This window comes from Glycomyces niveus, from assembly GCF_017592475.1.
Taxonomy (GTDB): domain Bacteria; phylum Actinomycetota; class Actinomycetes; order Mycobacteriales; family Micromonosporaceae; genus Glycomyces; species Glycomyces niveus.
The window spans coordinates 413,486-439,242 of record NZ_JAGFNP010000003.1 but is presented as its reverse complement, the minus strand read 5'-3'; the positions used below and the strand labels follow the sequence as shown (position 1 = coordinate 439,242).

The window sequence follows — 25,757 nt, the reverse complement described above, 5'->3', positions numbered from 1 at the left end:
TTGGAGCCACAGCCGTGACCACCCTCGACGAACGCCAGACCTCTCTTCCCACCGCGATCGGCACCGCCGCGCCCGAGCGCGCCACCGTCAAGCAGTGGCTCGCCGTCGCCGCGGTCGCCCTCGGCGTCTTCGTCGTCATGACCTCCGAGGTCCTCCCGGTCGGCCTCCTCACCCCGATCGGCTCCGAGCTCGGCGTCACCGCCGGCACCGCGGGCCTCATGGTCACCGTCCCCGGCCTCGTCGCCGCGATCGCCGCGCCGCTGAGCATCGTCTTCACCCGCCGCGTCGACCGCCGCCTCGTGCTCATCGGCCTGGCCGTGCTCGTCGCCGGCGCGAACGTGGGCGCCGCCCTCGCCTCGGGCTTCGAACTGCTGCTCGCGGCCCGCGTCCTCGTGGGCCTCTCGATCGGCGCGTTCTGGGCCGTCGCGGGCGGCATCGCGCTGCGCCTGGTGCCCGCGCGGGACGTGCCGCGCGCGACCGCCGCCGTCTACGGCGGCATCGGCGCCGCGACCGTGCTCGGCGTCCCGGCCGGCACCCTCATCGGCGACCACTTCGGCTGGCGCGCCGCCATGTGGGCGCTCGCGGGCCTCGCGATCGTCGCCATGGTCGCGATCGCGCTGCTCGTGCCGAAGCTCCCGTCGCACACGACGGTCTCCTTCGCCTCCCTCCCGAAGCTGGTGCGCGCCAACAAGGGCGTGCGCATCGGCCTGGCGCTGACCTTTTTCATCGTCACCGGCCACTTCATCGCCTACACGTTCGTCAGCCCGATCCTCCAGGCCAACGGCATCGCCGCCGGCCAGGTCAGCGGCCTGCTCCTCGCGTTCGGCGCGGCCGCGCTCGTCGCGACGGTCGCGTCCGGCTCGCTCATCGGCACCCGCCTGCGCGGCACGCTCGCCGCGCTGGGCGTTGCGATGGCGGCGGGCATGGCGCTCATGGCGTTCGCGGTCGGCGACCTGTTCTCCGCGACGGCCGTGCTCGTGCTCTGGGGCATCGGCTACGGCCTGGTCTCCCCGGTCCTGCAGACCTGGTACATGAACTCGGTCGAGCCCGGCGAGGTCGAGATCGCGACCTCGCTGAACACGGTCATGTTCAACCTGTCGATCGCGGTCGGCTCGTTCGCGGGCGGCTATGTCGTGGACGCGACCGCCCCGAGCGGCGTGCTGTGGATAGGCGCGCTGCTGCTCGTCCCGGTCGTCCTGATCGCGGTCCAGGCCCGCAAGCGCGCCAAGGCCTAAGCGCCGCAGCTTCCGGTCCGCCCACGCGGCCCGACGAGGATCCGGCCGAGCACGGTCGCCAGCGGCGCGAAGTCGAGTTCGACCAGCGGGAGCAGCACGGTCACGTACACGAGCCCGGTGATCGCGATGCCCAGCAGCGCATCGAGGTGCAGGACCCGGAACGCCGCGCTGTCGCGGCCGGGCCGAACGCGTCAGACTGGCACGGCTTCGCGCTGGAACGCCGGCACCGCCGGGTCGCATGTGGGTGCTCCCTTGCGGAAGCGGCCGGGCGGCTGCCCGAAGTCGCGTTTGAACGCGGCCGCGAACGCGAACTCGGAGGCGTACCCGACCTGCCGGGCGACGGCGGCGAGCGGCGCGTCGGTGTCGGCGAGGAGCCGCGCGGCGAGGGTGAGCCGCCAGAACGTCAAGTAGCTCAACGGAGGCTGGCCCACGAGCTCGGTGAACCGGCGCGAGAACGCCGACCGGGAGAGCCCGGCGACCTCGCCGAGCGAACTGACCGTCCACTGCCGGGCCGGTTCGGCGTGGATGGCCTGGACGGCCGCGCCGATGGAGCGGTCGGTGACCGCGGCGGCCCAGCCGTCGAAGCCGCAGTGGCGGTCGTTCCCTTCGAGGACGGCGCGCAGCAGGTACATCAGGACCGCGTCGAGCAGGGCGGGCACGAGGGTGTCGCCGCCGCCGCGCTCGGCGCGCAGCTCGGTCTCGAGCATGGCGATCGCGTCCGCGAGTCCGGGCCGCGCGGCCGGGTCGGCGGGGAGGCGCGTGAAGTCGGGCATGGCCCCGAGCAGCGGGTGGGCGCGGCCGGGCGCGAGCTCGTAGGCGAGGCACACCATCACATGCGAGGCGTCCGGGTCGTCGGCGGAGCGGAGGATGAGCCCGGCGGGAGTCTCGCCTTCGCATTCGGCGACGGGTTGCGCGCCAAGCGAATCGGAGACGACGGTGTGGGCGCTGCCGCGGGGCGTCACGAGCACGTCGCCTTCCCGCACCTCGATCACCTCGCCGTCCTCGGTGGTCACGAACGCGTCGCCGCGGACCATGACCTGGACGCCGAAGCCGTGGGGGTGGCTGCGCCGGTGGTCGGCGAAGGGCGCGTTGAGCGAGAACCGGGCGGCGAAGGGCCGACCGGTCCGCAGCACCGCCAGTACGTCGCTGAGCACATCCATGCCGCAACCCTAGCCAGCGGGGACGCCGTGCGGGAGGGCCGAGGACGATCGCGTATGAACCAGGGACGCTCGATGATGGGCGGCACCGGCTCCCCGCCCTACCTTCGAAAGCGTTCCCCCGAAACGTAACTCAAGGCAGTGGAGTCGACATATGTCCAAATTGGATGAACAAGCGCCCGTGAAGGTCGCCGCCCCGGTCTGGCGCACCCGCCTGCTCGCCCTCGGCGCCGCACTGGTCGCGACCTCGCTCGCATGGGTCGTCGCGTACCTCGCGGGGGTCGAGCTCACCGCGAGCCAGCCGGGCATGGACGCGGTGCCGATCGGCGTCGTCAACGTCGCCGCCTCCGTGCTGCTCTTCGGGGGCCTGGGCTGGCTGGCCCGCGCGGTCCTCGACCGCTTCGCGAAGCGCCGCGCGGTCCTGGTCTGGCGCATCGGCGCGGGCGCGGTCTTCGTGCTCGAGTGGTTCCCGGTGATTCTCACCGACGCCACCTGGGGCACGAAGGCGTTCCTCGCGGTCCTCCACCTGATCGTCGCGGCGATCCTCATCCCCGTCCTCGGGAAGCGCCTCCCCGAATCCTGAGACGCGCCGACGCCTCCCGCCGCCGGCGGGAGGCGCTCGCGCTCAAGCGATCGGGTGCAGGTCGACCTCGGGATCGCGGCTGGTGATGCAGTACTCGAGGCCGCCGGGGTCGCGCATCACCTGCCACCAGTGGTGGCGGCGCACCGCCTCGGCCCCGAGCCCGACGTGCCGCTCGGTCTCGGCGTCGATATCCGAGCAGGCGAGGTCCATGTGCGCGGTCGCGCTCTGGCCCCGCTCGGCGAAGTCCAAGCGCTGCAGCAAGAACTGCAGCGGAAGCTCCGGCGGCGGCAGGAGCCGCCGGAACTCCCTGGTATCGGTGAGGGTTCCCCGCCAGGTGGTGAACATCTGCCAGAACGCCAGCTCGTGGTCGAACGCCTGCGGCGGGATGTCGACGCAGATCTGGTCGGTGCGGCTGCGCTGCCCGCCCGGCCAGGCGAGCGACGGCGGCACCGCCGTCTCGCCATGATGCCTGACCAGGCAGAACACGAACCCGGCCGGAGAGTTGAGCACGACGAGCCCCGGCTCGCGGTGGACCACGCTCGCGCCGAGCTCGATCGCGCGCTCGGCCTCGGCTTCGACGTCGTCCACATGCAGGTCGAGGTGGCTGCCGCCCTTGCCCTCCCGGATGCGCTGCACCCGCAGGTACGGGTCGCCCTCGGCCGGAATGAGGGTCGCGAACTCGCCGTCCGGGCCGCGCCGCTCCGACAGGGTCGAGTCGGTCACCTTGAGCCAGAACGCGGTGCCGCTCTCGAAACCTTCATCGGGGTAGTCCCAGAACGCGGTGGTCCATCGAATCGCCATTCCCGCAGTCTAGGGATCGCGAGGCTCCCTCGCGCCTGTTTTGCCGCAACCGAACCCGCGCGCCGCTGCGTGCATCGGGGCGGCGCATACTGCGGCGATGGCAGTTGCTATCCACCACATCGTCATCGACGCGCACGACCTGCCCGGTCTCGCCCGTTTCTGGGCCGCGGTCCTGGGCTGGCAGGTCGTCTCCGAACGCGAGCGCGAGGTCATCGTCGGCCCGGACCGGGACGCCGCCTGGGGGCTGTGCTTCATGCCGGTCACCGAGCCCAAGCGGATCAAGAACCGCCTGCACTTCGACCTCAACGCCGACAGCGCGGAGGACCGGCTCGCGGAGATCGAGCGCATCATCGAACTCGGCGCCACCCGCGTCGACATCGGACAGACCGGCGACGAGACCTGGACGGTCCTGGCCGACCCGGAGGGCAACGAGTTCTGCGTCGTCCGCCCCAAACGCGACCTCGTCGGCTGACCGCCAGGTAAACCGCTTCCCTTGCCGCGCAAGGGCTGCTAGACAACGGAGATGACCGAAACACAGCCGCTCGCATACGAGGACGCCGTCCGCATCGCCGAAGCCGACCCCGCCGTGGTCGGGCTCTTCCTCATCGGCTCCCAGTCCATGGAGGGCCTGCCGACCGAGCACTCCGACCACGACCTGTTCGTGATCACCGCCGAAGGCGAGGAAGCCGAACTCGCGCGGCTCCACGGCATGCGCAGCTCCACGCTCGACCTGAACGTGGTGCCGCTCAACGACCTCCTCGGCGATGTCCTCCCCGAGTACACGCGCTATGCGCTCGCCCGCAGCCGAGTGGTCCTGGACCGCACCGGAGGCGCCATCACCGAGTTCCTCGCGGCCAAGGGCCGGCTCGACGAGCGCAAGGCCTTCGCCGACGCCGCCGAGCACCTCGACGCCTACCAGAACATGCTGTACCGCTCGGTCAAGAACCACCGCGACGGGCGCGCCCTGGCGTCCCGCCTCGAAGCGGCCGAGAGCGTCGGCTACCTGCTCAACCTCCTCTTCACCTTGGAACTGCGGCCGCGCCCCTACAACAAAGCCCTCGTATGGGAGCTCGAGCGCCACCCGCTGCGGGACTGGGACTCGGCCGCGCTCCTCGACGCCATCAGCCGCATCACCGCCACCGGCGACACGACCCTGCAGCGCCAAGTCTTCGCCCAAGTGGAACCCTTGGCCCGCAACGCAGGCCACGAAAAGACCCTCGACGAGTGGGGCGACGACCTCCTCCTCATGCGCCCGGCCGGCTAGGCGCCGAGAAGGCTCCCGCTCGCTCCCGGAACCCCGCGCCTAGCAATGGCCCGACCCCGCATACCCGCAGCAGTTCCACCTCGACTTCGCGGTCCCCGACCTCGATGAGGCCCAAGCGGAAGTCATCGCCAACGGCGCTGTGCTGCTGGACGACCAGCAAGGCTGGCACGTCTACGCCGACCCCGCCGGCCACCCCTTCTGCCTGGTCCGCGACCGGTGGACTGAACAGGGCGGGCACCAGATCCACCGGAACGCCTGAGGAAGGCCGCCCGCCCTGAGATTGCGGCGAACTGGCGCTCGCCGCAGACCTCGCGATTCGGTGGCGGCTCCAGCGGTTCAGTTGCCGGGGAGGTATCCGAGCATCGTGGCCTTGCGCCCGTCCGAGGTGAACGCCGCCTCGATCGCATTGCGGGTAAAGCCCGTGAGCTGATCCAAGCTCAGACCGAGTTCGGCCGCGCGGGTGTACTCCTGCTCGATGGTCGTGCCGAGCTGGATCGGATTGTCCGTCCCCAGCGTGACCGCGACCCCGGCCTCGACCAGCCGCAGCAACGGATGTTCCTCGAGTTCGGGCAGCACGCCGAAGTACTCATTGCACGTCAACGCGCACTCCAGCGTCACGCCGCGGTCGACCAGCAGCTTCAGCAGCTCCGGGTCGGACGCGGCATGGACGCCGTGCCCGATCCTGGTCAGCCCCGGCATGTTCGCGGCGGCGGCGATGTTGGCCGTGGACAGCTCGCCCGCGTGCGCGGTGATCCCCAACCCGGCGGCGGCGAACCGCTCCGCCAGCCGGTACATGGGCGCCCAGTCCGCCTCGGAGTCATAAGGGGAGTAGAGGAAGTCGATCCCGGTAAGACCTTCGTGGGCGGCGCGGATGCAGGCATCGGCGAACACGTCGGCGCGTTCGCGGTCCTGCCCGGCTCCGATGACGATCGCCATCGCCTCGGCGTGGAATCGCGGATACTCGGCGCGCACCTGTCGCTCGGCCTGCCGGAACATCGACATGAACCCGTCGCGGGTGGCGATCTCACCGCCGCAGCGGATCTCGACGTAGCACGCCCCGGCCGCGGCGTGGTCGCGCATCAGGGCCGCGAACCGCCCGATGAACAACTCGTCGTCGGAGTCGTGGTCGATCGAGACCGGCTGCATCGAGCCGATCTGCTGCAGGCGTTCCTTGCCGGGAGGGACCTCGGCCGCTAGCCGCCGGCGCCAGGCCGCCCAGTCGTACGGGTCCCGGCCCTCCCGCTCGGCGAGGATGATGTCGAGGTAACGGGTCGCTTCCTGATGGACGTGCAAGTCGGCTTTGGGCAGGCGGGCAAGGGCATCCGAGGTGGTCATCGACCGACCCTACCGAGTCCCGACGGCCCGACCTCTGGGCGGAACCGGTGAGCGGGTGGTGTGTTGTAGGTCGACGAGGGCGCTCCTGCTTCGTTCCTGCCCGATGCCCTTGCCGGCTATTCGGCGGAGACGATCCGCCCGCCCGGGATTGCGACGATCCGGGCGCTGGCGGCGTGTGCCGTGATTGGAACAGGGAAGCGCGCGGCGATCTCATGCGCCCGCGCCCTGTCCGCGACTCGCATCGCAAGCGTGCAATGCGGCATGAGCGAGCCAGGTCGGTAATACGGCCAGACCTCTTCGACCAGCGGTTCCACTGCCTCATGAACCGCCCTGTGCAGCTCAAGCAGGCGAGGCGAGGGGATTACTCCGAGAAACATCGGAGACTCATCCGAGACGAAGAACCCCAACGACGCCAAGGGAAGCGACACGCCCGAAGCCGTAGCGAGCACCGGCCCGATCTGTGCGGCGACTTCGCGGACGTCCTCGCAATCGAACACCGACAAGCTGACATGCGGTCGAGAGTCGGCACCCGCTGCACTGGCGAGCGACGGAACCCCTCCCGCGTCGAGCGCGGCCCAGATCCGACGGACCTGGCGGTCGGCACGGTCGTCAAGAAACAGTTCGATCGCGTACAGCATGCTTCTCCTTCAGTGCTCGAGCCTGGAGCGGGACTCCGCTGCGCGGGGCGGAATGCGGGAGGGGCCGCCGCCGCGGATTCGCGGCGACGGCCCCGTTGGCTCATTGCATTGGTGCGCTGGGTCAGCTGGTCTTTGCCGCCGGCTTGGTGCGCTCGTAGATGAAGAAGTCGGAGATCGAGCCCTCCAGGTTCTCAGGAGACCAGGGGCGCGGGTTCTCGATACGGGAGGTGAGCCGCCACTCAGGAAAGTACTGCTCCACATCTCGAAGCACCGGGTGATGACGGATGTGAGGAGCGAACTCCCCATCCATCCCGGGATCATCGGCGTCGCTGGTGTACAGGACCACGTACTTGTGAGATGCCCCGAAGACGTGTTCCATGTGCGACCGGTAGACATCGTCCTCGGTGAGATGGAAGATCACGTCGAGCGAGAGTGACAGATCGGCCTTGAGGAATCCGGCCTGGTCCGAGAATCCTTCGGGGTTGTAATGCACGAAGCTCTTCGACGGGTCGTCCGCGAATCGCTCCATGGTCCGCCGCAACTGCGTGGAGGACACATCGAGACCCAGGTAGCGAGGGTACTTGGCGATTGCCAGCTGTACCCCGTCGCCGCAGCCGAACTCGATGACCGATTCGACGCCGTTCGCCTCCACGAAGCGGTTCAGCACCTCGGCCTTGAACTCGGCGTGTTCGCCACGAGAACCCGCACCGGAGTTCCCACCCTTGGCGTAGCGGTTCTCCCAGTACGCGGCCGAGCCGGGGAAGCTCTTCTTCTTCTCTTCGACGTCCATCATTCGGCTGCCGCAAGGAGTGCCTTGAAGTCGACGGCCGCGAGGTCGAAGACCGGGGAGCCATGCCCGAGCTTCGAGTCCCGGACCTGGAAGCCGCCGGTTTGTGAGCGTGCCTCGAGGCAGCTGCTGTTGTCACCGCCGCCACTGCGAGAACTCTTCCGCCAGGTCACGCGGCATTCCACGCAGTTGCTGTCGTCGCCGCTGCCGCTCCGAGAGCTCTTGCGCCAGTTAGTGAACCCAGTCATCCAGGCGACCTCCGATTCGCGATCCAAAAGACCACATGTCTTTGACCCCGCCATGGTACAACTCGACCTTCTCCGACTCCTCGATGTGGCGGCTCTGATCCATGGCCTCGACATAGATGAAAGGCGGCGGCGCGTCTTTCAATCCGCCGGGCAGGTAGATATCGAATGCGTGCTCGACCCCCGGGTGCAGCCCCTCCAGGAGGCGGATTTCGCACCCGGGTCGCTGGTCGAGATCAAGCAGGTGTCGCCATGCTTCCGCACCCCACTCCCAGCCGATCAGCGGGCGCAACGCGTTGGTGCTGATCAGGTATTTCATGGAGGGTGCGGGCTTGCGGTTGAAGATCCTGAGGTGGCGGCGCTTCTTGCGCTGCCAGTTTGCGGCGAGTCGCGGAGTCTTATCCGGCTGCAGTTCCATGTGGTACTGCTCGAGTTGGAGCGGCCCGGGGATGTACCAGGGATCGAACTTCCAGAACTCTCCCGAGGTCGCCTCGGCCCGCTCGACGATGAAGATGTTTCGCTCCTCCAGATCGGACACGATTCTGCCGCGATCCATCTGGCTGATGACATGGATTAGGAAGTCGGCTCGTTTCTCGCTGGCGCCGCAGACCTCGGCGAACTTCGCTGCCATCGCGAGTTTCGGTCGGGTCTCGCCGGTCAGGTAGTTCCCGATGGTCCTGACGCTCACGCCGAGCTTGGTGCCAATCTGTCCGTAGGTGAGTCCGGACTCGGTATAGAGCGCTTGGAGTTCCGCTGGGACATACCAGTCGGCGAGGTGTGACAGCGGCATTCATGCCTCCCGAAGTTCGTCGGTGGAAACGCACTGTAATGAGACGGTACCCTCGCGCGATTGTGTGATGCAATGCGGAGTCCGATAAGGAAAGGATTGGGGTGCAAAACTTTCCGGTCGGTTTCTGCCGGAGTGCCCCTGCGGGGCAGGTAGTGCCACCAGGGTGTTCTTTCGAAAACCCATGGTCGAGGCCTAGATTCAATGCATCAGGAAGCGCCGCGAGGTTCCCGATTCTGTCGGGAATGCGACAGCTCGAAAGAGAGGTAGGGCATTGGCCATTCAAGGCAACGGTCTGGAGCGGGGTGAGTTCCGGGATAGCTTGCGCACTTATCGGGTTCGCGTGTCAAGTAATGAAGCACCGGACTCGTTCCAGGTGTACACGGGGCAGAGCGAAGACATCGTCCTCATCGTCTCCGGGATCAACTCCGGCAACCTGAAAGCGACTTGGGGCCCGGGTTGGCGTGGGGCGGAAGAGGACTGGAAGGTGTGGGTGGAGGAGTGCGCCTTCAGTCTCGTGATCGTGGGCGCGCACGTCGGGGACCGGCTGGGGGAGCGGGCGCGGCCGGCGCGTCCGTCGCCGATGGGGCGGCACATGATCGAGCGGAACCCGGCGTCGGTGAGGTTCTGCGATGGCTGACACCGCTGTCGCCGCGGCGGCGGCTCCGGATCCGCGCTCGCGGTGCGGCCGCCGGTCGGACGGCGGGCTCGCGACGCTCGGCTTCCTCGGGGACTTCGCTAGGGGCCATGCGCTGTTCTCGGTCTACCGCCTCGGCCCGGACCAGACCCGGTACCCGAACGGCCCCTGCGAGTACCTGATCGACTGCGACGACGGCGTGGGTCCGCACGAGGTCTGCCGGTTCGACGGCGCGGATTTCGCGCCGCGATGGCACGGCACATGGAACGGCGATCCGTGGTGCCCGTGGCTCATGAAGCGCGCCAAGGAACTCATCGCCGAATAGCGACCGGTCGGCCTTGGTGGGGGCCGACCGGTTCTCTCGATTGGTAGCGTTCCCGCCACGCCTGACGCGATTCCGATCGATGCAACACGCCGCATGATTCGCCGCATCGGGGCCGAAAGACTCGTAAAGTAGCTGCCCATGACCGGTTTGCCCGAAATCAAAAGCCGCCAGTCTGTGCCCGGAACCAGACAGAGCGAAATTGCCGACCACGACGATGCAAGGCAAGCGGTGCGCCAAACGAACGTCGATGCCCTGATCGAGCGGGCGCTCGATTCGCTGGGTTCGGCGCGCTGCAAGGACATCCACGAGTGGGGCCAGTACCACAATTCGCGACTCGCGTTGCGGGTTCTGGCACAACTCGCTTTCCCCGATGATCCCGATGCGCTTCTCACGCTTCGCGAGCGCGTTCCGCGACTCGCGAAGGCCGCGCTCAACCTGGAAGCGCTGTGCGCGCTCGCCGCATCCGTCGCGATGAAGGCCACGACCGACGACCAGCGCACGCACGCGCTCGCCCTGTTCGACCTCGCCTACCGCAGGCTCGGCGCGCAGATGCCCCGCGAGTACCGTGAGCTGCATGTGACGACCGCGCACCTGCACGGCCGCAAGCGGCTGGTGCGGCGGCTGCTGCAGTCCTACAGCGGGATCAGCGCCATGCTGATCGACTCGATCGACTGCCAGAACGCCCACCCCCGCCTCGGCGGCAGCGTGCGGGCGTACCTGCGGAAGTTCAGGCGGTTCACCGACTGGACCGAACTCAAAGCGCCTGAACGCGGTGCGCCCCTGCACTTCGACGGGTTGCGGACCGCGCCGCTGAAGCCGATCGAGAAGGGGCCGATGATCTCGGTCGTCATGACCTGCTTCCAGCCCGGGGAGGGGCTGCTGACCGCGGTGCGGTCGGTCGTGGCGCAGACATGGCAGAACTGGGAGCTGCTGCTGGTCGACGACGGCTCCGGCCCCGAGTACGAGCCGATCCTGCTGGAGGCCGCCGCGCTCGACCCGCGGGTGAAGCTGCTCATCCAGCCGGAGAACGCCGGCACGTACCAGGCGCGCAACCGGGCGATGGCCGTCGCCAAGGGGAAGTTCATCACCGGGCTCGACTCGGACGACTGGTCGCACCCGACGCGGCTGGCGAAGCAGGTGCGTCCGATGCTGTCGAACGACGGGCTCGTGATGGTCGAGTCGCGGTGCATCGCTGTCGCGGAGGACCTGTCGCTGATGATCGATCCGCAGATCGCGCTCATCGCGGCGCGGTCGACGCCGATCATGATCCGGGCGGAGGCGGTCCTGAAGAAGGTCGGCTTCTACGACGAAGTGCGCAAGACCGCCGACTCTGAGTACCGGTTCCGCGTCAAGGCGGCGTTCGGGGACCAGGCGGCGCTGCGGATGGGCGGCGGGCCGCTGACCGCGGTGCGGTACAACGGGTCCACGCTGTCGGCGGGCGAGGTGTCGCGGCACTGGATGCTGCCGAGCCGGTTCGCGTACCACTCGGGGTTCTCGCGGTGGCACCGCGCGATCGGGCGGGGGCAGGCGTCGCCGTTCATGGCGTCGATGCCGCGGCCGCGGCCGTTCCCGATCGCGAACGACATCACGCGGTCGAACGCGGAGAACCGCGCGATCGTGTACGGCCGCATCTATGCGGCGGACTGGAGCGCGCTCGACGCGAAGCGGCGCATGATGCTCGACGAGGCGGCGAACCGGGCGGACGAGGGCGTCGCGGTCGGGCTGCTGCACTGCCCCGACTGGGTCGGGGTGTGCGCCGAGCAGGCGCTGATGGACCGGACGGTCCTGAAGGTCGCCGCCGCGCATGGCCTCGACTTCGTGGAGATGGAGGCGCGCCACAAGGCGCCCGTGGTCGTCCCGACCGCGGAGTACGCCGAACTGCTCTGCTTCGAACACCCCGTCCTCGACGCCCGCCGCATCGAGATCATGCCCGAGTGCACGGCGAGCGCGCCGAACACGCGCTCCGCGACCAGAGCCGCAGAGGAGGGCGACTCGGCGAGCCCCGCGAACGCGCAAGACGATGCCGGTCCAGTCGCCTCGGCCTCGGCCCTGTCCGACGCCGCCAAGGAACGCGACGCTGTCTCGAATCCGGACGAATGTCGGATCCCTGTGAGACAGTCATCCCATTTCTTCGGTAGGTCGGAGGTGGATGCGGGTGGGAAGGGACATGCCCTATACCCCGCCGCCGCATCCGCGGCCGACGCCGTATCCGCGTCCGGCGCTGCCGGAGCCGCATCCGACGCGACAGCCGCCGTCGCCCTGGCGGCCGCGACCGCCGCAAGTGCCGAGTTCGCGGTGGGCGTGGCGGGTGCCTCGACTGTCTCGGCCACCGCGGCCGACCCCGCATCCGGACGTCCACTGCTTCGACGGGCGCAGCCCGAGGCGGAAGACCGCCGGCAGGATCGCCGCCTGAGCTCGTTCCGCGATGTGCGTCGCGGCGACGTGCTGCTCATCACCGGCGGGCTCGCGTCGGCCGCCGCCTCCGCGTTGGTCGCGAAGGCGATCGAACCCGCCGCCCTGACCTGGGTCGTGGCGGCGGGCCTCGCGGTCTGGGCCGGGTCGCTGCTCGCGCTGGCCGCGTGGCGGGCCGTCATCCTCCCCGCCGTGGCGGGCTGGCCGCCGAGCGCCCCGCCGCGCCCGAAGCCGATCGTGCCTCAGCCGCGGAGCGGCAAGCGCAGCCTCCTCCGGAAGGTCGCAAGAGGCCTCGAGAAACGGCCGCTGTGGACGACGGCGGCCATCGCGCCGCTGCTCCCCCTGCTCGGGGTCCTGGCGCCGCAGTCGTGGCTCCCGGCCGGCATCGCGCTCACGGTCCTGTGCTTCCTCGCCGCCGGCATGCAGTCGCGCCTGGTCGGCCTGCTCGACCGCGGCCGCGCCGACGCGGCCGGACCCGAGTCGGTCAACGCCGCCGACATCGCGACCGTCTCCGCCAAGAAGCTCGCCCTGGTGGAGCCCTGGGAGGTCAAGCTGAACCACGGCTGGTCCACCTCCGCCAAGGCCCGCCTCGAGAAGTTCGCGCGCGGCTCCGCGCGGGGCCATACCGAGACCCAGATGCACGCGCTCGCCGCGCTCTGCGCGTACCGCGCCCGCGTCCGGCGTCCGGCCCGCACGCTGCACGTCGACATCGTCATCGTCTCGACGCTGAACCTCAAGGGCGGCACCACCTCCGCCAACGAGGCCGAAGTCCTCGCCTACCGGTCGGCCGGGCTCACCGTCGGGCTCGTCAACCACCCGGTGAAGGAGCGCGCCGCGGGTCGGCCCGTCGACCCGAAGATCCGCGCGCTCTTCGACGACGAGGGCGTCTTCGAGATCGGCCCCGACGACACCGTCCACTGCGATCTCGCGATCATGCGCTTCCCGGTGGCCTTCGAGGACATCATGGAGGACCGGCCCGAGATCAAGGCGGCGCGGACCGTGCTCCTGGTCAACCAGACGCCCTTCGAGGAGTACGGCCCGACCGGCGGCTACGGCACCGCGTGGAGCATCGGTGCGGTGCACCGCAACGTCACCGACTGGGTCGGCCCGCACACCTGGTACGCGATCGGCCCGGCCGTGCGCGACGTGCTGCGCACCCACCACGCCGAGGAGATGGCCGACATCGACCTCGCCGAGGACTTCTGGTACGAGACCATCGACATCGCCGACTGGACGCCGCGCCAGCGCCGACACCGGGCCGAGGGCGAGCCGATCCGGCTCGGGCGGCACAGCCGCGACCATGTGACCAAGTTCCCGAACATGGCCAAGCGCCTCCGCGCCGCCTACCCGGACGCCGAGGGCATCGAGGTCCACATGCTCGGCGCCCATGATGCGCTGCAACGCATCCTGGGCACGATCCCGGAGCGCTGGACGTCGCACCCGTTCGGTTCGATGTCCGCCGTCGACTTTCTCGGCGAGGTCGACGTGTACGCGTACTTCATCGACGAGAACCTGCTCGAAGCCTTCGGGCGGGCGCCGCTGGAGGCCATGGCGGCGGGGGTGCCGTGCCTCCTCTCGCCGGACTTCGCCGAGCTGTTCGGCGACGGCGCGATCTACTGCGAGCCCGGCGAGGTCGAGGCCCGCGTGCGCGAGCTGGGCGCGGACCGCGCGTACTACGCCGAGCGCGCCGCGGCGGGCCTGCGGGTCGTGGAGGAGCGGTTCTCGCCGGACGCCTTGCTGCGCAGGGTGAAGGGGCTGGGCGTCAAGGTCGACGCGAAGCCCGCGACTGTTGACGGGGCGGGCGCCGGGGCGGTGGCGGGGGCCGTCGCTGCGACCGAATCCGAATCCGCTGTTCGACCGAGCCTGGGAGGCGCCCGATGAAAGCCGCTGCCATTGCGCGTCGTGTGGACCGCCGCACCGCCGTCGCCTTCGCGGCGGCCGCCGCGACGCTGCCGCTGCTCATGCTCGACCCGCTGTACGCGGCTCTCGCCGCGGGCCTGGTATTGATCGTCCTGATCGGACTCAATTGGGGCACGGTGCTGCGCATCCGGCTGCTGCGCCGCGACATCGCGGCCAAGCGGACCGCCGCCGAGCGGGTGCGTCCGCTCGACGACGCCGACCCGCGGCTGCGGCGCATCTTCGAGGCGCTGAACGGCGGGTTCCCGCAGTCGGCGATACGCGAGGTGCGGGCCGTCGCCCGCAACACGCGCATCCCGATCGGCGACCGGTACGCGGTGCTGCAGGCGGTCGCCGCGTGGCAGACCGAGCATGAGAGGACGCGGCGGTCCGAGCCGGAGCGCTCGGCCTTCGACGTCGTCTTCATCGTCGGCGGCGAACCGGGCGGTGCGGCCGCGAGCGCGGCCCAGATCGCCGTCTGCCGGGACCTCGGCCTCAGCGTCGGGGTGCTGCACCACCCGGTGTACCGCGCGCACCCGAACCCTCCGCTGCCCCGCCGCATCCAGGCGCTCGTCGACGGGGGATCGGTGCGCCGCATCGGCCTTGACGACGAGGTCGAATGCGCGCTCGCGGTCGTGCGGTCGCCGCTCGCGCTGATGCACCCGCTCGAGCGGCGCCCGCGGATCGCGGCCGGGCGCACCGCGGTCGTCGCCGACCGGACGCCGTTCAAGCGCTACGGCGAGACGGGACCGCGCGACCAGGTCTGGAGCGTCGAGGCGGTCGCACGGCATGTGACGGACTGGCTGGGGGAGCACACCTGGTACGCGGGCGGGCCGCTCGTCCAGGCGGTGCTGCGGGAGCACCACGCGGAGGCGTTCGCCGACCTCGACCTGGCGGCCGAGCCGTGGGGCGAGGTCGTCGAGGTCGACCAGTGGCGGCTGGACGGCCGCCGCGTCCCGGACGGCAGCGTCCGCATCGGCCGCGCCGCCGCCGACCACGGTCTCAAGTGGCCGGAGGAGCGAGAGGTGCTGCTGGAGTGCTATCCCGACCGGGAGCCGTTCGAGATCCACGTCCTGGGCGGTGCGGAAGCGCCGGCGCGGCTGCTCGGCGGACTGCCGGAGAACTGGGCCGTGCATATGCCCGCACCGGATATGTTGGGCACCAGGGAGTTCCTGGCGGCGATCGACGTGATGGTCTGCTTCACCGAGGCCGATGCCATGGGCGCGTGCGACAGGGCGCCGCTCGAGGCGATGGCGGCAGGGGTGCCGGTGATCATGGACCGGCGATTCGCGCCGGCGTTCGGACCGGCCGCGGTCTACTGCGAGCCGGGGGAGGTCGCGGCCGTCGCTGAGCGGCTGGCCGGAGACGCCGCCGCGTACGCGGCGCAGCAGGCCGTGGCCTGGGCGCACTTGGCCGACCGGTTCTCGGCGAAGGCCCTCATGGACCGGCTGCCGCTGGCTGCGGCGGCCGGTGTGCCATCGGGTGAGCGCCGTCAGGCGATCGTCATCGAGTTCCAGCCGTAGTCGATCACGGGCGAGCTGAAGAAGCTGCCCGTGCCGTCTCCGTGGAACAGGTAGAGATGGTTGTGGTCAGGGTCCTTGCCGACCCAGTCGAGGTGGCCGTCGCCGGTGAAGTCGCCGACGGCGGCGGCCCCCTCCAGCACGTCCCAGCCGCAGTCGAACAGGACTCCGGGCTTGAATTTCTCGCTGCCCGGTCCCGCGTAGAAGTACATGCAATCGGCGACGTTGCGAACCGCGACGACGTCCGGGTGGCCGTCCTCGTTGGTGTCCCCGACTGCGGTCAGCTCGTGCAGCTGGTTCCAGCTCGATCCGATGTTGAGCCGCGGGGCGAATGTGACCCCCGTGCCGGTGCCCGGGTAGAGCCACAGGGTGCCGGTGCCGGCTTCCACGGCGATGATGTCGACGTTGCCGTCAGCGGTGTAGTCGTGCCCGGAGACGATGGCGCTCATGACCTCCCACCCGCGGCCGATCGACTGGAACGGCGAGAAGGTGCTGCCGTTGCCGGGGTAGAAGTACAGCCGCCCGGTGCTCGCCTCCCTGGCGATGAGGTCGGCCAGGCCGTCCCCGTTGAGGTCGCCCGCGGTCTCGATGAGGTTCATGGCGTTCCAGCCGAAGCCGACGGTGTAGCGGGTGCCGAAGCCGCTGTTGCCGTTGCCCGGCCAGACTTCCAACGCCCCGGTCGAGTTTCTGCGCGCCACGATGTCGGCGAGCCCGTCCCCGTTGTAGTCGTAGGCCCCGGAGGGGACCTGCTGGGGCGAGGCCGCTTCGGCGCCGTCGTCGGATCGGGCGAACGCCGCGTTCGGGACGATGAGGACCGCAACGCTGACGATACCTGTGCTCCAGACGAGGAGCCTGCGCCGGAACCCGGCGAGGCGCCCGCGGATGGTGCTGTCTTCCATGCTGCTTCCTTCGTGATCGGGGCCGAAGCCCACTTCGAATGCCTGTACAGGCGATTCTCATTCAACTAGACATAGTGGATTCGGTCCTGATTCCTGAAAGGATGAGCGACGCCCATGTTCAAGAGTTTCCGCTGAATCGGCCTGCCCCCGGAACGTTGTCGCTATCGTCCGGTAAGGAACGACCTGACCGAGCTCCAAGAGGAACAGGAGCGGCCTCATGGCACCTGCATCGGCCGAACGGCGCACCGGACGCGAACGCTCCGTCCTGCGCGGGCGCCGGCTGTCCGTAGTCGCGATCGCGGCGCCGATCGTCATCTTGCTCGCCGCCACCTTGACCGCAGCGGCGCCTCCCTCTACCTGGCAATCAATGCTGGGGGAGCCCGAGCAGACCGTGGACGAAAGTCCGAACTACCGGCGCGTCTCGCTGTCGAGTCCGGGGGCGACGATCGAGATCCTCGGGCAGACCGAAACGTTCACCACCGGAGGGATCACCGGCGAGGTCGACCTCGCGAGACCTGAGGGGGACCAGGCAATGGTGGCCGCGAACCTCGTGGGCTCGTCGGACGAACTCGCAGACTTCGGCCAGGTCTACCTCGCGATGCGCCCCGGCATCCCGGTGGATTTCCAGTACGACACGTCGACCCAGTCGATCATCTTCAACCCCGGCATCGAATTCAAAGTGGACCTGGTCCCGGGTCTTACCAGCGGCACGGACTTCCTCTACACCCAGCCGATCAGAATGCTGCCGACCCAACCCGTCGCGGACCCGCCGTTCCCTCCGGTGGAGCAGACCTTCGCCATACCGAGCCTGGCACTGCTCTGGGAAGGTCAGGAAGGCGTCACCGGCTCCGAACCGATCGGCATCATCACCGAATTCGAGCTGACCATCACCCACCCCGGCTGAACGACCATTCCACTAGGGAGAGAGGAAACGACATGCGCTTCGCAGCACGCGGACGGCTTCTCGTGAGTGCCTCCGGACTGCTCGCCGCCATGATGGTCGGCCTCCCCTCCCAAGCCCAGCGGAGCCCTGCACCGGTCCTCGAATTCGCCACGGCGACCTGCGGCGGTGCGGGCGACCTTGAGGTGGAGTTCCTGCTCGCCGATGACATCGACGCCCCCGCCCACCCGGAGTACCGCTATACCGTCGCCGGCACCGACGTCCAGACCGGCCCCGAAACGAGCCCCTGGCGGGAAGGCGATCTCCAGGGCACCCTCCAACCCGGCGCCGAGGTGCCGCCGACCGGCGAGGGCGCGCTCTCGGGAATGACGATCGTCCCCGGGGACACCGCCCACGTCGTCCTGAAAGCGGAGATCGACCGCATCGCCGCGGACGGGAGCCGCCTCGAGACGATCGTGGTGCAGGGCGAGGCCGATCTGGAGGAATGCGCACCGGTCGTCCCGGAGCAGGCCGAGATCCCCGACAGGGTCTGGGGGCCCTACGGCGGGAAGCGAACGATCCCGACCCAGCAGGATCTCGGCGGCGGACAGACCACCCACCCGGCCGTCATCCGGGTGCCCGGCGGCTGGAACGGCTACGAGTACTGGATGGCGCACACCCCTTATCCCGGAAGCAACTCGGCCTGGGAGGACCCGAACATCGCCGTGTCCAACGACGGCGTCAACTGGGTCGTGCCCCCGGGCCTCACCAACCCGATCGACGACCAGCCGGGCCTGCCCGGCCCCTACAACTCCGACACCGACCTGGAGATGGGCCCGAATAACACGCTGTACGTGTTCTGGCGCGTCGTGATCCCGGACGCGGCACAGGAGCGGATCAAGTACTCGACCTCGACCGACGGCGTCAACTGGTCGGCGCCGACGGAGGTCATGCGGAGCTCCATGCCCGAGCGCCGCCCGCTGTCGCCCGCCCTCATCTACGAGAACGGCCGCTGGGTCATGTGGGCGATCGAGATCAACCGGTCGCCGAACCGCATGGTCTACTTCGAAGGCGGAGCGACCCCCGCCAAGGCCAACTGGGGCGCCATGCAGACGGTGAGCCTGGGGGCCATGCAGAACGGCAAGGAGCCGTGGCACCTGGACGTCGCCAAGAACGGCGACTCGTACATCGGTCTGCTGAACGACACCGACATCGCCTCCACCGGCCGCAACGGCGACCTGCTGTTCCTCTACGGAACGACGCCGACGAGCTTCGCGAGCCAGCGCTTCTCGGCCGTGCCGAGGCTCAAACCGGCGATGCACGACCACCTGTACCGGGCGACCATGTACGCGGACACCGAGTTCGGCAAGCCCGGCTACCGGGTGTGGTACTCGGCGCGGATGGCCCTCAACCCGGACGTGTGGAACGTCCAGCAGACCTTCCTCAACGGGGCCGCCGTCCACGGCGCGCCCTAAAAGGATCGATGGGAGTTCTCCAAGAACCGGCGAATATGAGAGTTTTCCCAGGTTAACGCGGCCCGATTCTGGCTATGTTGAACTCATGGACGACATAGGGGCCGCGGGGAACGCGGTGCGCGGCAAGAGCCGGATATGGGTGCCGCTCGCGGTGGTCGCAGTGCTGCTCGCGCTCATCGGCGCCGAGACCGCCTTCGAGCGGTCGCAGCCCGACGCGGTGCAGCTGGTGCCCGACACGGTGATCGAGTTCGGCGCGGACCGGGACGCCTCGGTCCAGGTCGGGGACGGCTGGGCCGTCGACAACGCCCTGAGCGACCTCAACTCCCGGCTCGTGCTCGTGCACGGAGACGTGATGGTCGAACTCACCAGCGTGACCTACCCGGACGGGACCACGCCGGACGAGATGTGGACCGGCCTCGACCGGCTCCTGGACATCGAACGGCACCAAGGCATCCAGGTGCGGCTCTCCGAAGCCGCCGAGTACCGCAACGCCGCGGGCCTCACCGGGGTGCAAGGCGACATCCAGATCGGGGACCGGGCCGGACAGGCCTTCGTGCTCCCCGACGGCGAAGGGGTGCGGGCCGTGCAAGTGCAGGTCCTCGCGCCCGCCCAATCAGAAGAGGACTCTCGTGCCGCCGCGACCGCCCTCGTCGACTCGATCGCGTTCGAGGAGGAGTCATGACCGTCTACAACCATGTCGTCATGCCGCGCCCGGTGACCGTCAGCGGCCGGACCGTCGGATTCTGGACCCTGATCGGTTTGTCCGCCTTCGGGCTGTGGACGCTGAACAAGGACTTCCTGCCGGTCGTGCTGGCCTTCCCCGGGAGCGCCGTGCTCGACATCGTGGTGCTGGCCTTCAGCCTCGCGGTCGCCCTCTGGGTGGCGCGCCGGTTCCTGCGTCCCGTGCAGGCCCCGCCGTGGGCGGGCACCTGGCTCGCGCTCATGTGGGGTGCCTTCGCCGCATGCGGCATGGCCCTGCTGCTCAACGGGCTGCTCCTCACAGCCTGGACCGAGGCACTGGGACTCCAGACCGCCGCCGACTGGGCCGCGGCGATGACCGCCCCGGTCAATGAGGAACTGGTGAAGACCGCCGGCGTGCTGCTCCTGGCGTGCGTCTCGACCCGGCTCGTGCGCAGCGCCGCCGACGGCTTCGTCTACGGCGCGCTCATCGGCTTCGGCTTCCAGATGATGGAGAACTTCACATACGGACTCAACGCGATCGGCATGTCAGGCGGCGTGGACCCGGTCGGCGCGACCGGGCAGGTGCTGTGGATCCGCATCCTGCTCACCGGGATCGGCTCGCACTGGGCGATGAGCGCCGTCGCGGGCGCCGGGATCGGATACCTGGTCAGCGCCTCCGGCCGCACGCTCTCGCGGCGCGTGTGGGTCGCGGTTGGGTGCCTCGCGCTGGCGATGGGCATGCACTGGCTGTTCGACAGCCCGCTGTTCGGCGGGATCGCGGGCGCGATCGGCAAGCCCCTGGCGAACTTCGCGATCCTGGTGATCGTGTACCTCGTGGTGCGCCGCCACTTCCGCACCCGCTGGGCCGAGGTCTCGGCCGAGGAGGTCCAGGCCGGGAGCCTCGCTCCGATCGAGGCCGAGACGCTGTCGCGGCGGCGCTCGCGGCGGCGGTTCCTGCGCAGCTTCGGGCCGGTCCGGGTGGCCCAGGAACGCCTGCAGCAGTTGGAACTCGACCTGCTCGAGGAACGCGTGCCCGAAGGCGTCGAACCGGCCGCCGCGCAGCCGTGGCGGGACGCCGTCGCCGCGGCGCGGCAGGGGACCTTGGTTGACCGGACGCCGCCGGTGCTGTGAAAGAGAGGGCCGGGCGGTTTCGCCCGGCCCTTTTCACTGGTGGAACACGACCTCGGCCCTGTCGAGATTCACCGAACCGGGGCACAGGAACGAGCCCTTGACCTTCTTCGCACCGACCGGGCCGCCGCCGTAGGAGCGAGACACGCCGTCTCGCTCCAGGGTCACCCGGGCGGCCTCGTACGTGCAGGTCACGCCGAACTTCGTGGCGGCGATGCGCACCTTCTCGGCCGTCGCGGTGCCCGCCGCGTCGTCGAACGCGAACGCGGTGTCGGCGGCGAAGTCGAACCGGGTGCTGCCGCTGCAGTCGAAGTCGATCTTGTCGGTGTCGATCGCGACGGTCGCCGGCGGTGCGGCGTCGACCTGGACGCGCTCGACCGCGCACCTGCCGTCGCCCTCGGCCAGCACGATGTCGACGTAGTCGGCGGTCTCGCCGGACGCCGCGGCGGAAGCGGCGACGGTGGTGCAGAGCAGGAGCGCCGCAGCGGCGGCGAAGGCGGTAGGGCGGCGGTGAACTGTTCCCGACACGGTCCGGGCCTTTCTCGCGCGCGGCGCATCTCCATGGCCGCGTTCCGGATCGAACATTTCGGACGCTAGCCGAGCCGCATCCCGTATGCGGCATTTTCAACGGTTTGCGAGTACGGGCGGCGATACTTTCGTATCGGCCCGGCGGCGTCCCGCGCGCCTTCGGTATCGACCCGCGCGAAACCGCTCCTTCCTTGGGCTCGTTCTCAACCGGATCGTTTGCGCAGCTCAAGCAGCGTGGATACGGTCGTTCGAGATCGACGGAAAGGCGAGCCCAATGCCCACCGACAGCACCCGCACCGGCGACACCGCCACCGTGGCCGACGCCCCCTGGATCGGCCCGGCCTTCCTCACCGGCCTGCCGCTCCTCGGCGCCGGGCTCGGATGGGGGCTGACGTTCATCGCCGAATGGATCACCGGCCTCGCATGGTTCCCGTTCCAAGGCCTAATCGAACGGTTCACCGACCTCTCCCCGACCCTCCAGCTCATCGTCGGCATCGGCGTCGGTCTCATCGCCGGACTCGTGCTCGCCTTCTTCGTGATCCACGAGATGCTCACCATCACCGTCGGGCGCGACCGCATCGACCTCAAACGCGGCGACTACGAGCGCGGAGCCGACCGCGCCGACGTGCGCGGCGTCTTCGTGCAGGACAAGCGGGTCGTCGTGCTCGGCCACCGCCGCCAAGAACTCGCCAACGTCGAATTCGACCTCGACCGCGACAAGCTCGCCGCCGCCCTCCGCAGGCACGGCTACGCCTGGCTGCCCGACGGCGACCCGTACGCCGCCGAATACCGGCGCTGGGTCCCCGGCGCCGACGGCCTCCCGCAGGGCGCGAACGCCGTGCTCAAGGCTCGCCAGCACGCCCTCGAGAAGTCCAACGGCGACGACCTGCGGGAACTCCTCGACGAACTCGACGGACTCGGCGTCGTCGTCCACGACAAGGACAAGAAGCAGTACTGGCGGCTCGCCGACCCGGCCTGAACCCGGTCACCGAACCCCGTCACCGTGCTGATGCGGCCACCGCCCGAAACGCGGAGCATGGTGGTCGACGCACTGCACAAGGGGGAGTCCATGACCACGCTGCTGCTCTTCGGCCTGGCGATCCTGCTCGCCGCCATCGTCCCGGGACCCGACTTCGCGATGGTCGTGCGCAACACCGTGCTCTCCGGGCGCGTGAGCGGGATGTGGACCGCCGTCGGGATCGGTCTCGGCATCGTCGTGTGGGTCGTCGCCACCTCGATCGGGCTCGCCGCGCTCCTCGCCGCCTCGGCGCTGGCCTTCACGGCCGTCAAGCTCGCGGGCGCGGTCTACCTGGTCTACCTGGGCCTGAAATCGATCCGGGCGGCGATCAGAGAGCGGCGGCGGCCGGTCGCCGAGATCGAACTCGACCGGCCGATGAGCCACTGGGCCGCGTTCCGCTCCGGCCTGATGTGCAACCTGCTCAACCCGAAGGCGGTCGTGCTGTTCACGGCGCTGATGCCGCAGTTCCTCGGCGGCGGCGGATCGCAGGCCGTGCTCATCGGCGAGCTCGCGGCGGTCGGAATGGCCGTCTGCGGGCTGTTCTACATCGGACTCGCCAACCTGATCGGACTGTTCCGCGCCGTGCTCGAACGCCCCCGCGTGCGCGCCTGGCTCAACGGCGTCACCGGGGCGGTCATGGTCGCGCTCGGACTGCGGGTGGCCGCCAACTGAACCGCGGCCCCGCGCGGCGGCGGCGGTCGGGCATGAGGTGAGATAACAGCGCGGCGGCCAGCCGACCGACCCTTCGGGCTTGCGGGAGCGCGACGGGACGGCAGACCGGCCGCCGTTTCCGCGCCCGGAACCAGATAGCGATTTCTCTGCAGCTCATGCAGAATGATCGCCATGAGCACTTGGGAACTTGAGACCGAGATCGAGGCGTACTACGAACGCGGCGGCGAGCGCGAGCGCCTGACGCGCAGCGCGCGCGGACGCCTGGAGTTCGCCCGCATGCAGGACCTGCTGCGTCGCAAGCTCCCCGGCGAGGCGCTCGACGTGCTCGACGTGGGCGGCGCGACCGGCATCCACGCCGAATGGCTCGCCCGGGACGGGCACCGCGTCACCCTCATCGACCCCGTCGCGAGCCAGGTCGCGGTGGCCGCGGAACTGCCCGGCGTCACCGCCGTCGTCGGCGACGCCCGCGAACTGCCCTGGGACGACGCGAGTTTCGACGCCGTGCTGCTCATGGGCCCGCTCTATCACCTCACCGACCGCGAGCACCGCGTCCAGGCCATCGCCGAAGCCGCCCGCTGCACCCGCCCCGGCGGCGTCGTCGCGGCCGCGACCATCAACCGCAGCTCCGGCTGGTGCGACTGGCTTCTGTTCCAGTCCAACGACATCGACCGCAAGATCAGCGCCGAGGACAGCCTCCGCATCCTCCGCGAAGGCGACCTGCGCTTCTACGAGCAGGACATGTTCACCACCGCGTACCTCTCGCACCCCGGCGAGGTCGCCTCCGAGTTCGCCGACGCCGGCCTCCCCGGCGCGGCGCAGTACGCCGTGCAGGGCTTCCCCGGGTACCTCCCCGAACTCGAGCGGCTCATCGACGAGCCCGAGGCTGGCAAGCACCTCATGGACGGCCTGCGGGTGATCGAAGCCGAGTCCTCGCTGCTCGGGGCGAGCAACCACCTGCTGACCGTCGCGAACGTCTGAGCCCTGTCGCCCGCCGGCCCCGTCTGGCCGGCGGGCCGGGATCTGAGAAGGTTTACGCGGCCGTTACCGGTTGCCGCTAACGTCCAGTGCATGTGGGACCGCAGCTTTCTCATCCTCCACGGCGTGGAGAACCGCCGCCCCGAAGGCCACTGGGAGCGCGAGCTCGCCATGGACCTGCGCGAGCGCGGCGAGCAGGTCTTCTACCCGCAACTCCCCGACACCGACCGGCCGAGCCTCGCGGACTGGACCGACGCGATCCGCTCCGAGCTGGCGCTCATGCGCGGCGAGAAGGTCGTCATCGCCCACAGCCTCGCCTGCGCCGCTTGGATGCACCTCGCGGCCGCCGACGCCGCCTCGGCCAATCCACTTGCGGCCGACCGGGTCCTGCTCGTGAGCCCGCCCGGCCCCGCGGCCTACGACTGGGACGTGATCGCCGGCTTCACCACCGTCGGCCTCGACCTGGCCGCGCTCCGGCTCGCATCGAAGTCGGTGCGGCTGGCCTGCTCCGACGCCGACCCGTACTGCACCGAAGGCGCCGCCGAGCACTACGGCCGGCCCCTCGGCTGCGAGGTGGACGTGATCCCCGGCGGCGGACACATCACCCCCGACGACGGCTACGGACGCTGGCCCTCGGCCCTCGCCTGGTGCCTCGACGAGTCGGAACGCCTGGTCCCCAACGCCTGACGGCAGCCGGCCGGCCCTGCGGGCCGCGCAGTGTCGTACCCCTGAGGCACCCTGAAGACCGGGGCGTCGCGTTCCGACACACCCGACCTCGGGGGTGCCAGCGGCGTTTGCCGCCCGCGAACAACGTCGCACCCGCGAGGCACCCTTGATGATCGGGGGCGCTGCGACTCGACACACCCGACCTCAGGGCGCTGGGCGAGACCTCTTCACACGGTCGTTCCCCAGTGCCAGACTGAGATCGGTCGGGCTCGCGTACCCCCTGCGGGCCTTTGGATCGGCTCGCCGGGAGGCCTCATGCGCTGGGTTCGGATCGCCATCGTGGGCGTCTTCGCGCTGGCCGCCGCCTCGGCCGCGCTGGCCGGGACCCTCGCGAGCCCGCGCGGCGCCGAGCCCGCCGCCGTCTCCGACCCGCCCGTGCTCTCCGCGACGGCCGAGATCCGCCGCATGTTCATGAAGCCCGGCCAGTTCGCGGTCGCGGTGACCAACGGCGGCGACGCGTCCGTGCGCGTCCTCAGCGCCGAGGTCGTCACGGATTCTTTCGCGCCCTTGGGCGTCCAGGAATTCGACACCGAGGTCCCGCCCTACGCCGCCGCCCGAGACCTCTTCGTCCAGTACGGCGACGCCCGCTGCCCCGACGGCACCGCCTCGATAGCCGACCCCGCCTCGGTGATCCTCGAAGTCGAGACCCAGGACCAGGCGGTTCACACCGTGACCCTGGAATTGTCGCACCCGAACGGCACACTTGACCGATTGATCCGGGAGGCGTGCGCGGCGAAGGCGGTGGCCGCGAGCGCCCGCATCGAGCTGGGGGAGCTGGCCGCGGCCGCGGATGGCACCCTCGAAGGGAGGCTGAAGGTGACGCCGCTGGGAGAGGCGGCGCTGGACGTGTCCGAGGTGCGCGGAAGCGTTCTGTTCGAGATCCGCGCGGAAGCGTCGGAGCCCCTCGAGGGCGGCGGCGTCTCCGTGCCGCTGATGTTCGACGCGCACCGCTGCGACGGGCACGTGGTGGGCGACGCGAAGCACCCGTTCGGGTTCACCGCGTGGATCGTGATCGACGGCGGCGAACCGGTCGCCACCCCGATCGACGTGCAGGAGGACCGGCGCGAGGCGCTGTGGGCGATGCTAGACGCCCGCTGCGCCGAGCGGGAGTGAGCGGTGGAAGCGTTCCAATCGCTGGAACTGGGGGAGGCGG

26 protein-coding genes and 1 pseudogene are annotated in these 25,757 nt (G+C 69.8%); 18 read left to right on the top strand and 9 right to left on the bottom strand.

Features of this window, described 5'->3' with window-relative positions:
• Positions 1 to 14 precede the first annotated feature (14 nt).
• Positions 15 to 1,235 carry an MFS transporter gene (locus tag J5V16_RS07825; RefSeq protein WP_208495513.1) on the top strand — a complete coding sequence of 407 codons (1,221 nt, stop codon included), beginning with the start codon at positions 15 to 17 and terminating at the stop codon, positions 1,233 to 1,235.
• A 191-nt stretch (positions 1,236 to 1,426) separates the two neighbouring features.
• On the opposite strand, the gene J5V16_RS07820 is transcribed toward J5V16_RS07825, so the two are convergent.
• Complete coding sequence (locus J5V16_RS07820) at positions 1,427 to 2,395, bottom strand: AraC family transcriptional regulator (protein ID WP_208495512.1); 969 nt, start codon at positions 2,393 to 2,395, stop codon at positions 1,427 to 1,429.
• A gap of 151 nt (positions 2,396 to 2,546) precedes the next feature.
• On the opposite strand from J5V16_RS07820, the gene J5V16_RS07815 reads away from it, so the two are divergent.
• Positions 2,547 to 2,975, top strand: coding sequence for a DUF6069 family protein (locus tag J5V16_RS07815; RefSeq protein ID WP_208495511.1), 429 nt, complete (start codon positions 2,547 to 2,549; stop codon positions 2,973 to 2,975).
• Between the two features lie 42 nt (positions 2,976 to 3,017).
• Here J5V16_RS07815 and J5V16_RS07810 read toward each other — a convergent pair whose 3' ends face one another.
• The gene (locus J5V16_RS07810; RefSeq protein WP_208495510.1) at positions 3,018 to 3,776 is read right to left on the bottom strand and encodes a VOC family protein; all 759 of its coding nucleotides are present in this window, start codon (positions 3,774 to 3,776) and stop codon (positions 3,018 to 3,020) included.
• Positions 3,777 to 3,873: 97 nt separating this feature from the next.
• Between J5V16_RS07810 and J5V16_RS07805 the strand changes: the two genes are divergently transcribed.
• The 3 genes and pseudogenes from J5V16_RS07805 to J5V16_RS07795 all read left to right on the top strand — a co-directional run.
• The gene (locus J5V16_RS07805) at positions 3,874 to 4,248 is read left to right on the top strand and encodes a VOC family protein (RefSeq protein WP_208495509.1); all 375 of its coding nucleotides are present in this window, start codon (positions 3,874 to 3,876) and stop codon (positions 4,246 to 4,248) included.
• A 51-nt stretch (positions 4,249 to 4,299) separates the two neighbouring features.
• Positions 4,300 to 5,040 carry a hypothetical protein gene (locus tag J5V16_RS07800; RefSeq protein WP_208495508.1) on the top strand — a complete coding sequence of 247 codons (741 nt, stop codon included), beginning with the start codon at positions 4,300 to 4,302 and terminating at the stop codon, positions 5,038 to 5,040.
• A 43-nt stretch (positions 5,041 to 5,083) separates the two neighbouring features.
• Positions 5,084 to 5,299: pseudogene (locus J5V16_RS07795) on the top strand (VOC family protein); the annotation flags it as partial.
• Between the two features lie 77 nt (positions 5,300 to 5,376).
• Here the strand turns inward: J5V16_RS07795 and J5V16_RS07790 are convergent.
• The 5 genes from J5V16_RS07790 to J5V16_RS07770 form a co-directional block, all read right to left on the bottom strand.
• The gene (locus tag J5V16_RS07790; protein WP_208495507.1) at positions 5,377 to 6,375 is read right to left on the bottom strand and encodes an amidohydrolase family protein; all 999 of its coding nucleotides are present in this window, start codon (positions 6,373 to 6,375) and stop codon (positions 5,377 to 5,379) included.
• 116 nt (positions 6,376 to 6,491) lie between these two features.
• Positions 6,492 to 7,013, bottom strand: coding sequence for a 2'-5' RNA ligase family protein (locus tag J5V16_RS07785; RefSeq protein ID WP_208495506.1), 522 nt, complete (start codon positions 7,011 to 7,013; stop codon positions 6,492 to 6,494).
• A gap of 121 nt (positions 7,014 to 7,134) precedes the next feature.
• A complete protein-coding gene (locus tag J5V16_RS07780; RefSeq protein WP_208495505.1) occupies positions 7,135 to 7,806 on the bottom strand; it encodes a class I SAM-dependent methyltransferase in 672 nt (223 codons plus the stop codon).
• Positions 7,803 to 8,048 carry a DUF397 domain-containing protein gene (locus tag J5V16_RS07775; RefSeq protein ID WP_208495504.1) on the bottom strand — a complete coding sequence of 82 codons (246 nt, stop codon included), beginning with the start codon at positions 8,046 to 8,048 and terminating at the stop codon, positions 7,803 to 7,805. Before J5V16_RS07775 ends, J5V16_RS07780 begins: the two co-directional genes overlap by 4 nt.
• Positions 8,032 to 8,835, bottom strand: a complete 804-nt coding sequence (locus J5V16_RS07770; RefSeq protein WP_208495503.1) for a Scr1 family TA system antitoxin-like transcriptional regulator — start codon at positions 8,833 to 8,835, stop codon at positions 8,032 to 8,034. The genes J5V16_RS07775 and J5V16_RS07770 overlap by 17 nt, the downstream gene beginning before the upstream one ends.
• A gap of 271 nt (positions 8,836 to 9,106) precedes the next feature.
• Between J5V16_RS07770 and J5V16_RS07765 the strand changes: the two genes are divergently transcribed.
• The 4 genes from J5V16_RS07765 to J5V16_RS07750 all read left to right on the top strand — a co-directional run bounded on the left by J5V16_RS07765 (position 9,107) and on the right by J5V16_RS07750 (position 15,625).
• A complete protein-coding gene (locus tag J5V16_RS07765; RefSeq protein ID WP_208495502.1) occupies positions 9,107 to 9,472 on the top strand; it encodes a hypothetical protein in 366 nt (121 codons plus the stop codon).
• Positions 9,465 to 9,794 (top strand): hypothetical protein, encoded by a 330-nt coding sequence (locus J5V16_RS07760; protein WP_208495501.1) that lies wholly within the window; start codon positions 9,465 to 9,467, stop codon positions 9,792 to 9,794. Before J5V16_RS07765 ends, J5V16_RS07760 begins: the two co-directional genes overlap by 8 nt.
• Before the next feature lie 228 nt (positions 9,795 to 10,022).
• Entirely contained in the window at positions 10,023 to 14,087 is a 4,065-nt protein-coding gene (locus tag J5V16_RS07755; RefSeq protein ID WP_208495500.1) for a glycosyltransferase, read from the top strand.
• Positions 14,084 to 15,625: a glycosyltransferase gene (locus tag J5V16_RS07750; RefSeq protein WP_208495499.1), complete on the top strand. Its 1,542-nt coding sequence runs from the start codon at positions 14,084 to 14,086 to the stop codon at positions 15,623 to 15,625. Before J5V16_RS07755 ends, J5V16_RS07750 begins: the two co-directional genes overlap by 4 nt.
• On the opposite strand, the gene J5V16_RS07745 is transcribed toward J5V16_RS07750, so the two are convergent.
• The gene (locus tag J5V16_RS07745) at positions 15,595 to 16,521 is read right to left on the bottom strand and encodes an FG-GAP repeat domain-containing protein (RefSeq protein ID WP_208495498.1); all 927 of its coding nucleotides are present in this window, start codon (positions 16,519 to 16,521) and stop codon (positions 15,595 to 15,597) included. The two genes, J5V16_RS07750 and J5V16_RS07745, sit on opposite strands and share 31 nt — an antisense overlap.
• A 217-nt stretch (positions 16,522 to 16,738) precedes the next feature.
• On the opposite strand from J5V16_RS07745, the gene J5V16_RS07740 reads away from it, so the two are divergent.
• From J5V16_RS07740 to J5V16_RS07725, 4 genes are all read left to right on the top strand, one after another.
• Positions 16,739 to 17,425, top strand: coding sequence for a hypothetical protein (locus J5V16_RS07740; RefSeq protein WP_208495497.1), 687 nt, complete (start codon positions 16,739 to 16,741; stop codon positions 17,423 to 17,425).
• A gap of 32 nt (positions 17,426 to 17,457) precedes the next feature.
• The gene (locus J5V16_RS07735; RefSeq protein ID WP_208495496.1) at positions 17,458 to 18,876 is read left to right on the top strand and encodes a hypothetical protein; all 1,419 of its coding nucleotides are present in this window, start codon (positions 17,458 to 17,460) and stop codon (positions 18,874 to 18,876) included.
• Between the two features lie 85 nt (positions 18,877 to 18,961).
• Positions 18,962 to 19,558, top strand: a complete 597-nt coding sequence (locus J5V16_RS07730) for a hypothetical protein (protein ID WP_208495495.1) — start codon at positions 18,962 to 18,964, stop codon at positions 19,556 to 19,558.
• On the top strand, positions 19,555 to 20,688 hold the full coding sequence (locus tag J5V16_RS07725) for a PrsW family intramembrane metalloprotease (RefSeq protein WP_208495494.1): 1,134 nt from the start codon (positions 19,555 to 19,557) through the stop codon (positions 20,686 to 20,688). Before J5V16_RS07730 ends, J5V16_RS07725 begins: the two co-directional genes overlap by 4 nt.
• A gap of 33 nt (positions 20,689 to 20,721) precedes the next feature.
• Here J5V16_RS07725 and J5V16_RS07720 read toward each other — a convergent pair whose 3' ends face one another.
• Positions 20,722 to 21,213 carry a hypothetical protein gene (locus J5V16_RS07720; protein WP_208495493.1) on the bottom strand — a complete coding sequence of 164 codons (492 nt, stop codon included), beginning with the start codon at positions 21,211 to 21,213 and terminating at the stop codon, positions 20,722 to 20,724.
• A gap of 274 nt (positions 21,214 to 21,487) precedes the next feature.
• Here J5V16_RS07720 and J5V16_RS07715 point away from each other — a divergent pair, with 274 nt between their 5' ends.
• From J5V16_RS07715 to J5V16_RS07695, 5 genes are all read left to right on the top strand, one after another.
• A complete protein-coding gene (locus J5V16_RS07715; protein ID WP_208495492.1) occupies positions 21,488 to 22,192 on the top strand; it encodes a YqeB family protein in 705 nt (234 codons plus the stop codon).
• Between the two features lie 90 nt (positions 22,193 to 22,282).
• Positions 22,283 to 22,903: a LysE family translocator gene (locus J5V16_RS07710; RefSeq protein ID WP_208495491.1), complete on the top strand. Its 621-nt coding sequence runs from the start codon at positions 22,283 to 22,285 to the stop codon at positions 22,901 to 22,903.
• A gap of 171 nt (positions 22,904 to 23,074) precedes the next feature.
• Positions 23,075 to 23,881, top strand: coding sequence for a class I SAM-dependent methyltransferase (locus tag J5V16_RS07705; RefSeq protein ID WP_208495490.1), 807 nt, complete (start codon positions 23,075 to 23,077; stop codon positions 23,879 to 23,881).
• Positions 23,882 to 23,971: 90 nt separating this feature from the next.
• Positions 23,972 to 24,565, top strand: coding sequence for an RBBP9/YdeN family alpha/beta hydrolase (locus tag J5V16_RS07700; protein ID WP_208495489.1), 594 nt, complete (start codon positions 23,972 to 23,974; stop codon positions 24,563 to 24,565).
• A gap of 294 nt (positions 24,566 to 24,859) precedes the next feature.
• Complete coding sequence (locus J5V16_RS07695; RefSeq protein WP_208495488.1) at positions 24,860 to 25,717, top strand: hypothetical protein; 858 nt, start codon at positions 24,860 to 24,862, stop codon at positions 25,715 to 25,717.
• Positions 25,718 to 25,757: the final 40 nt, after the last annotated feature.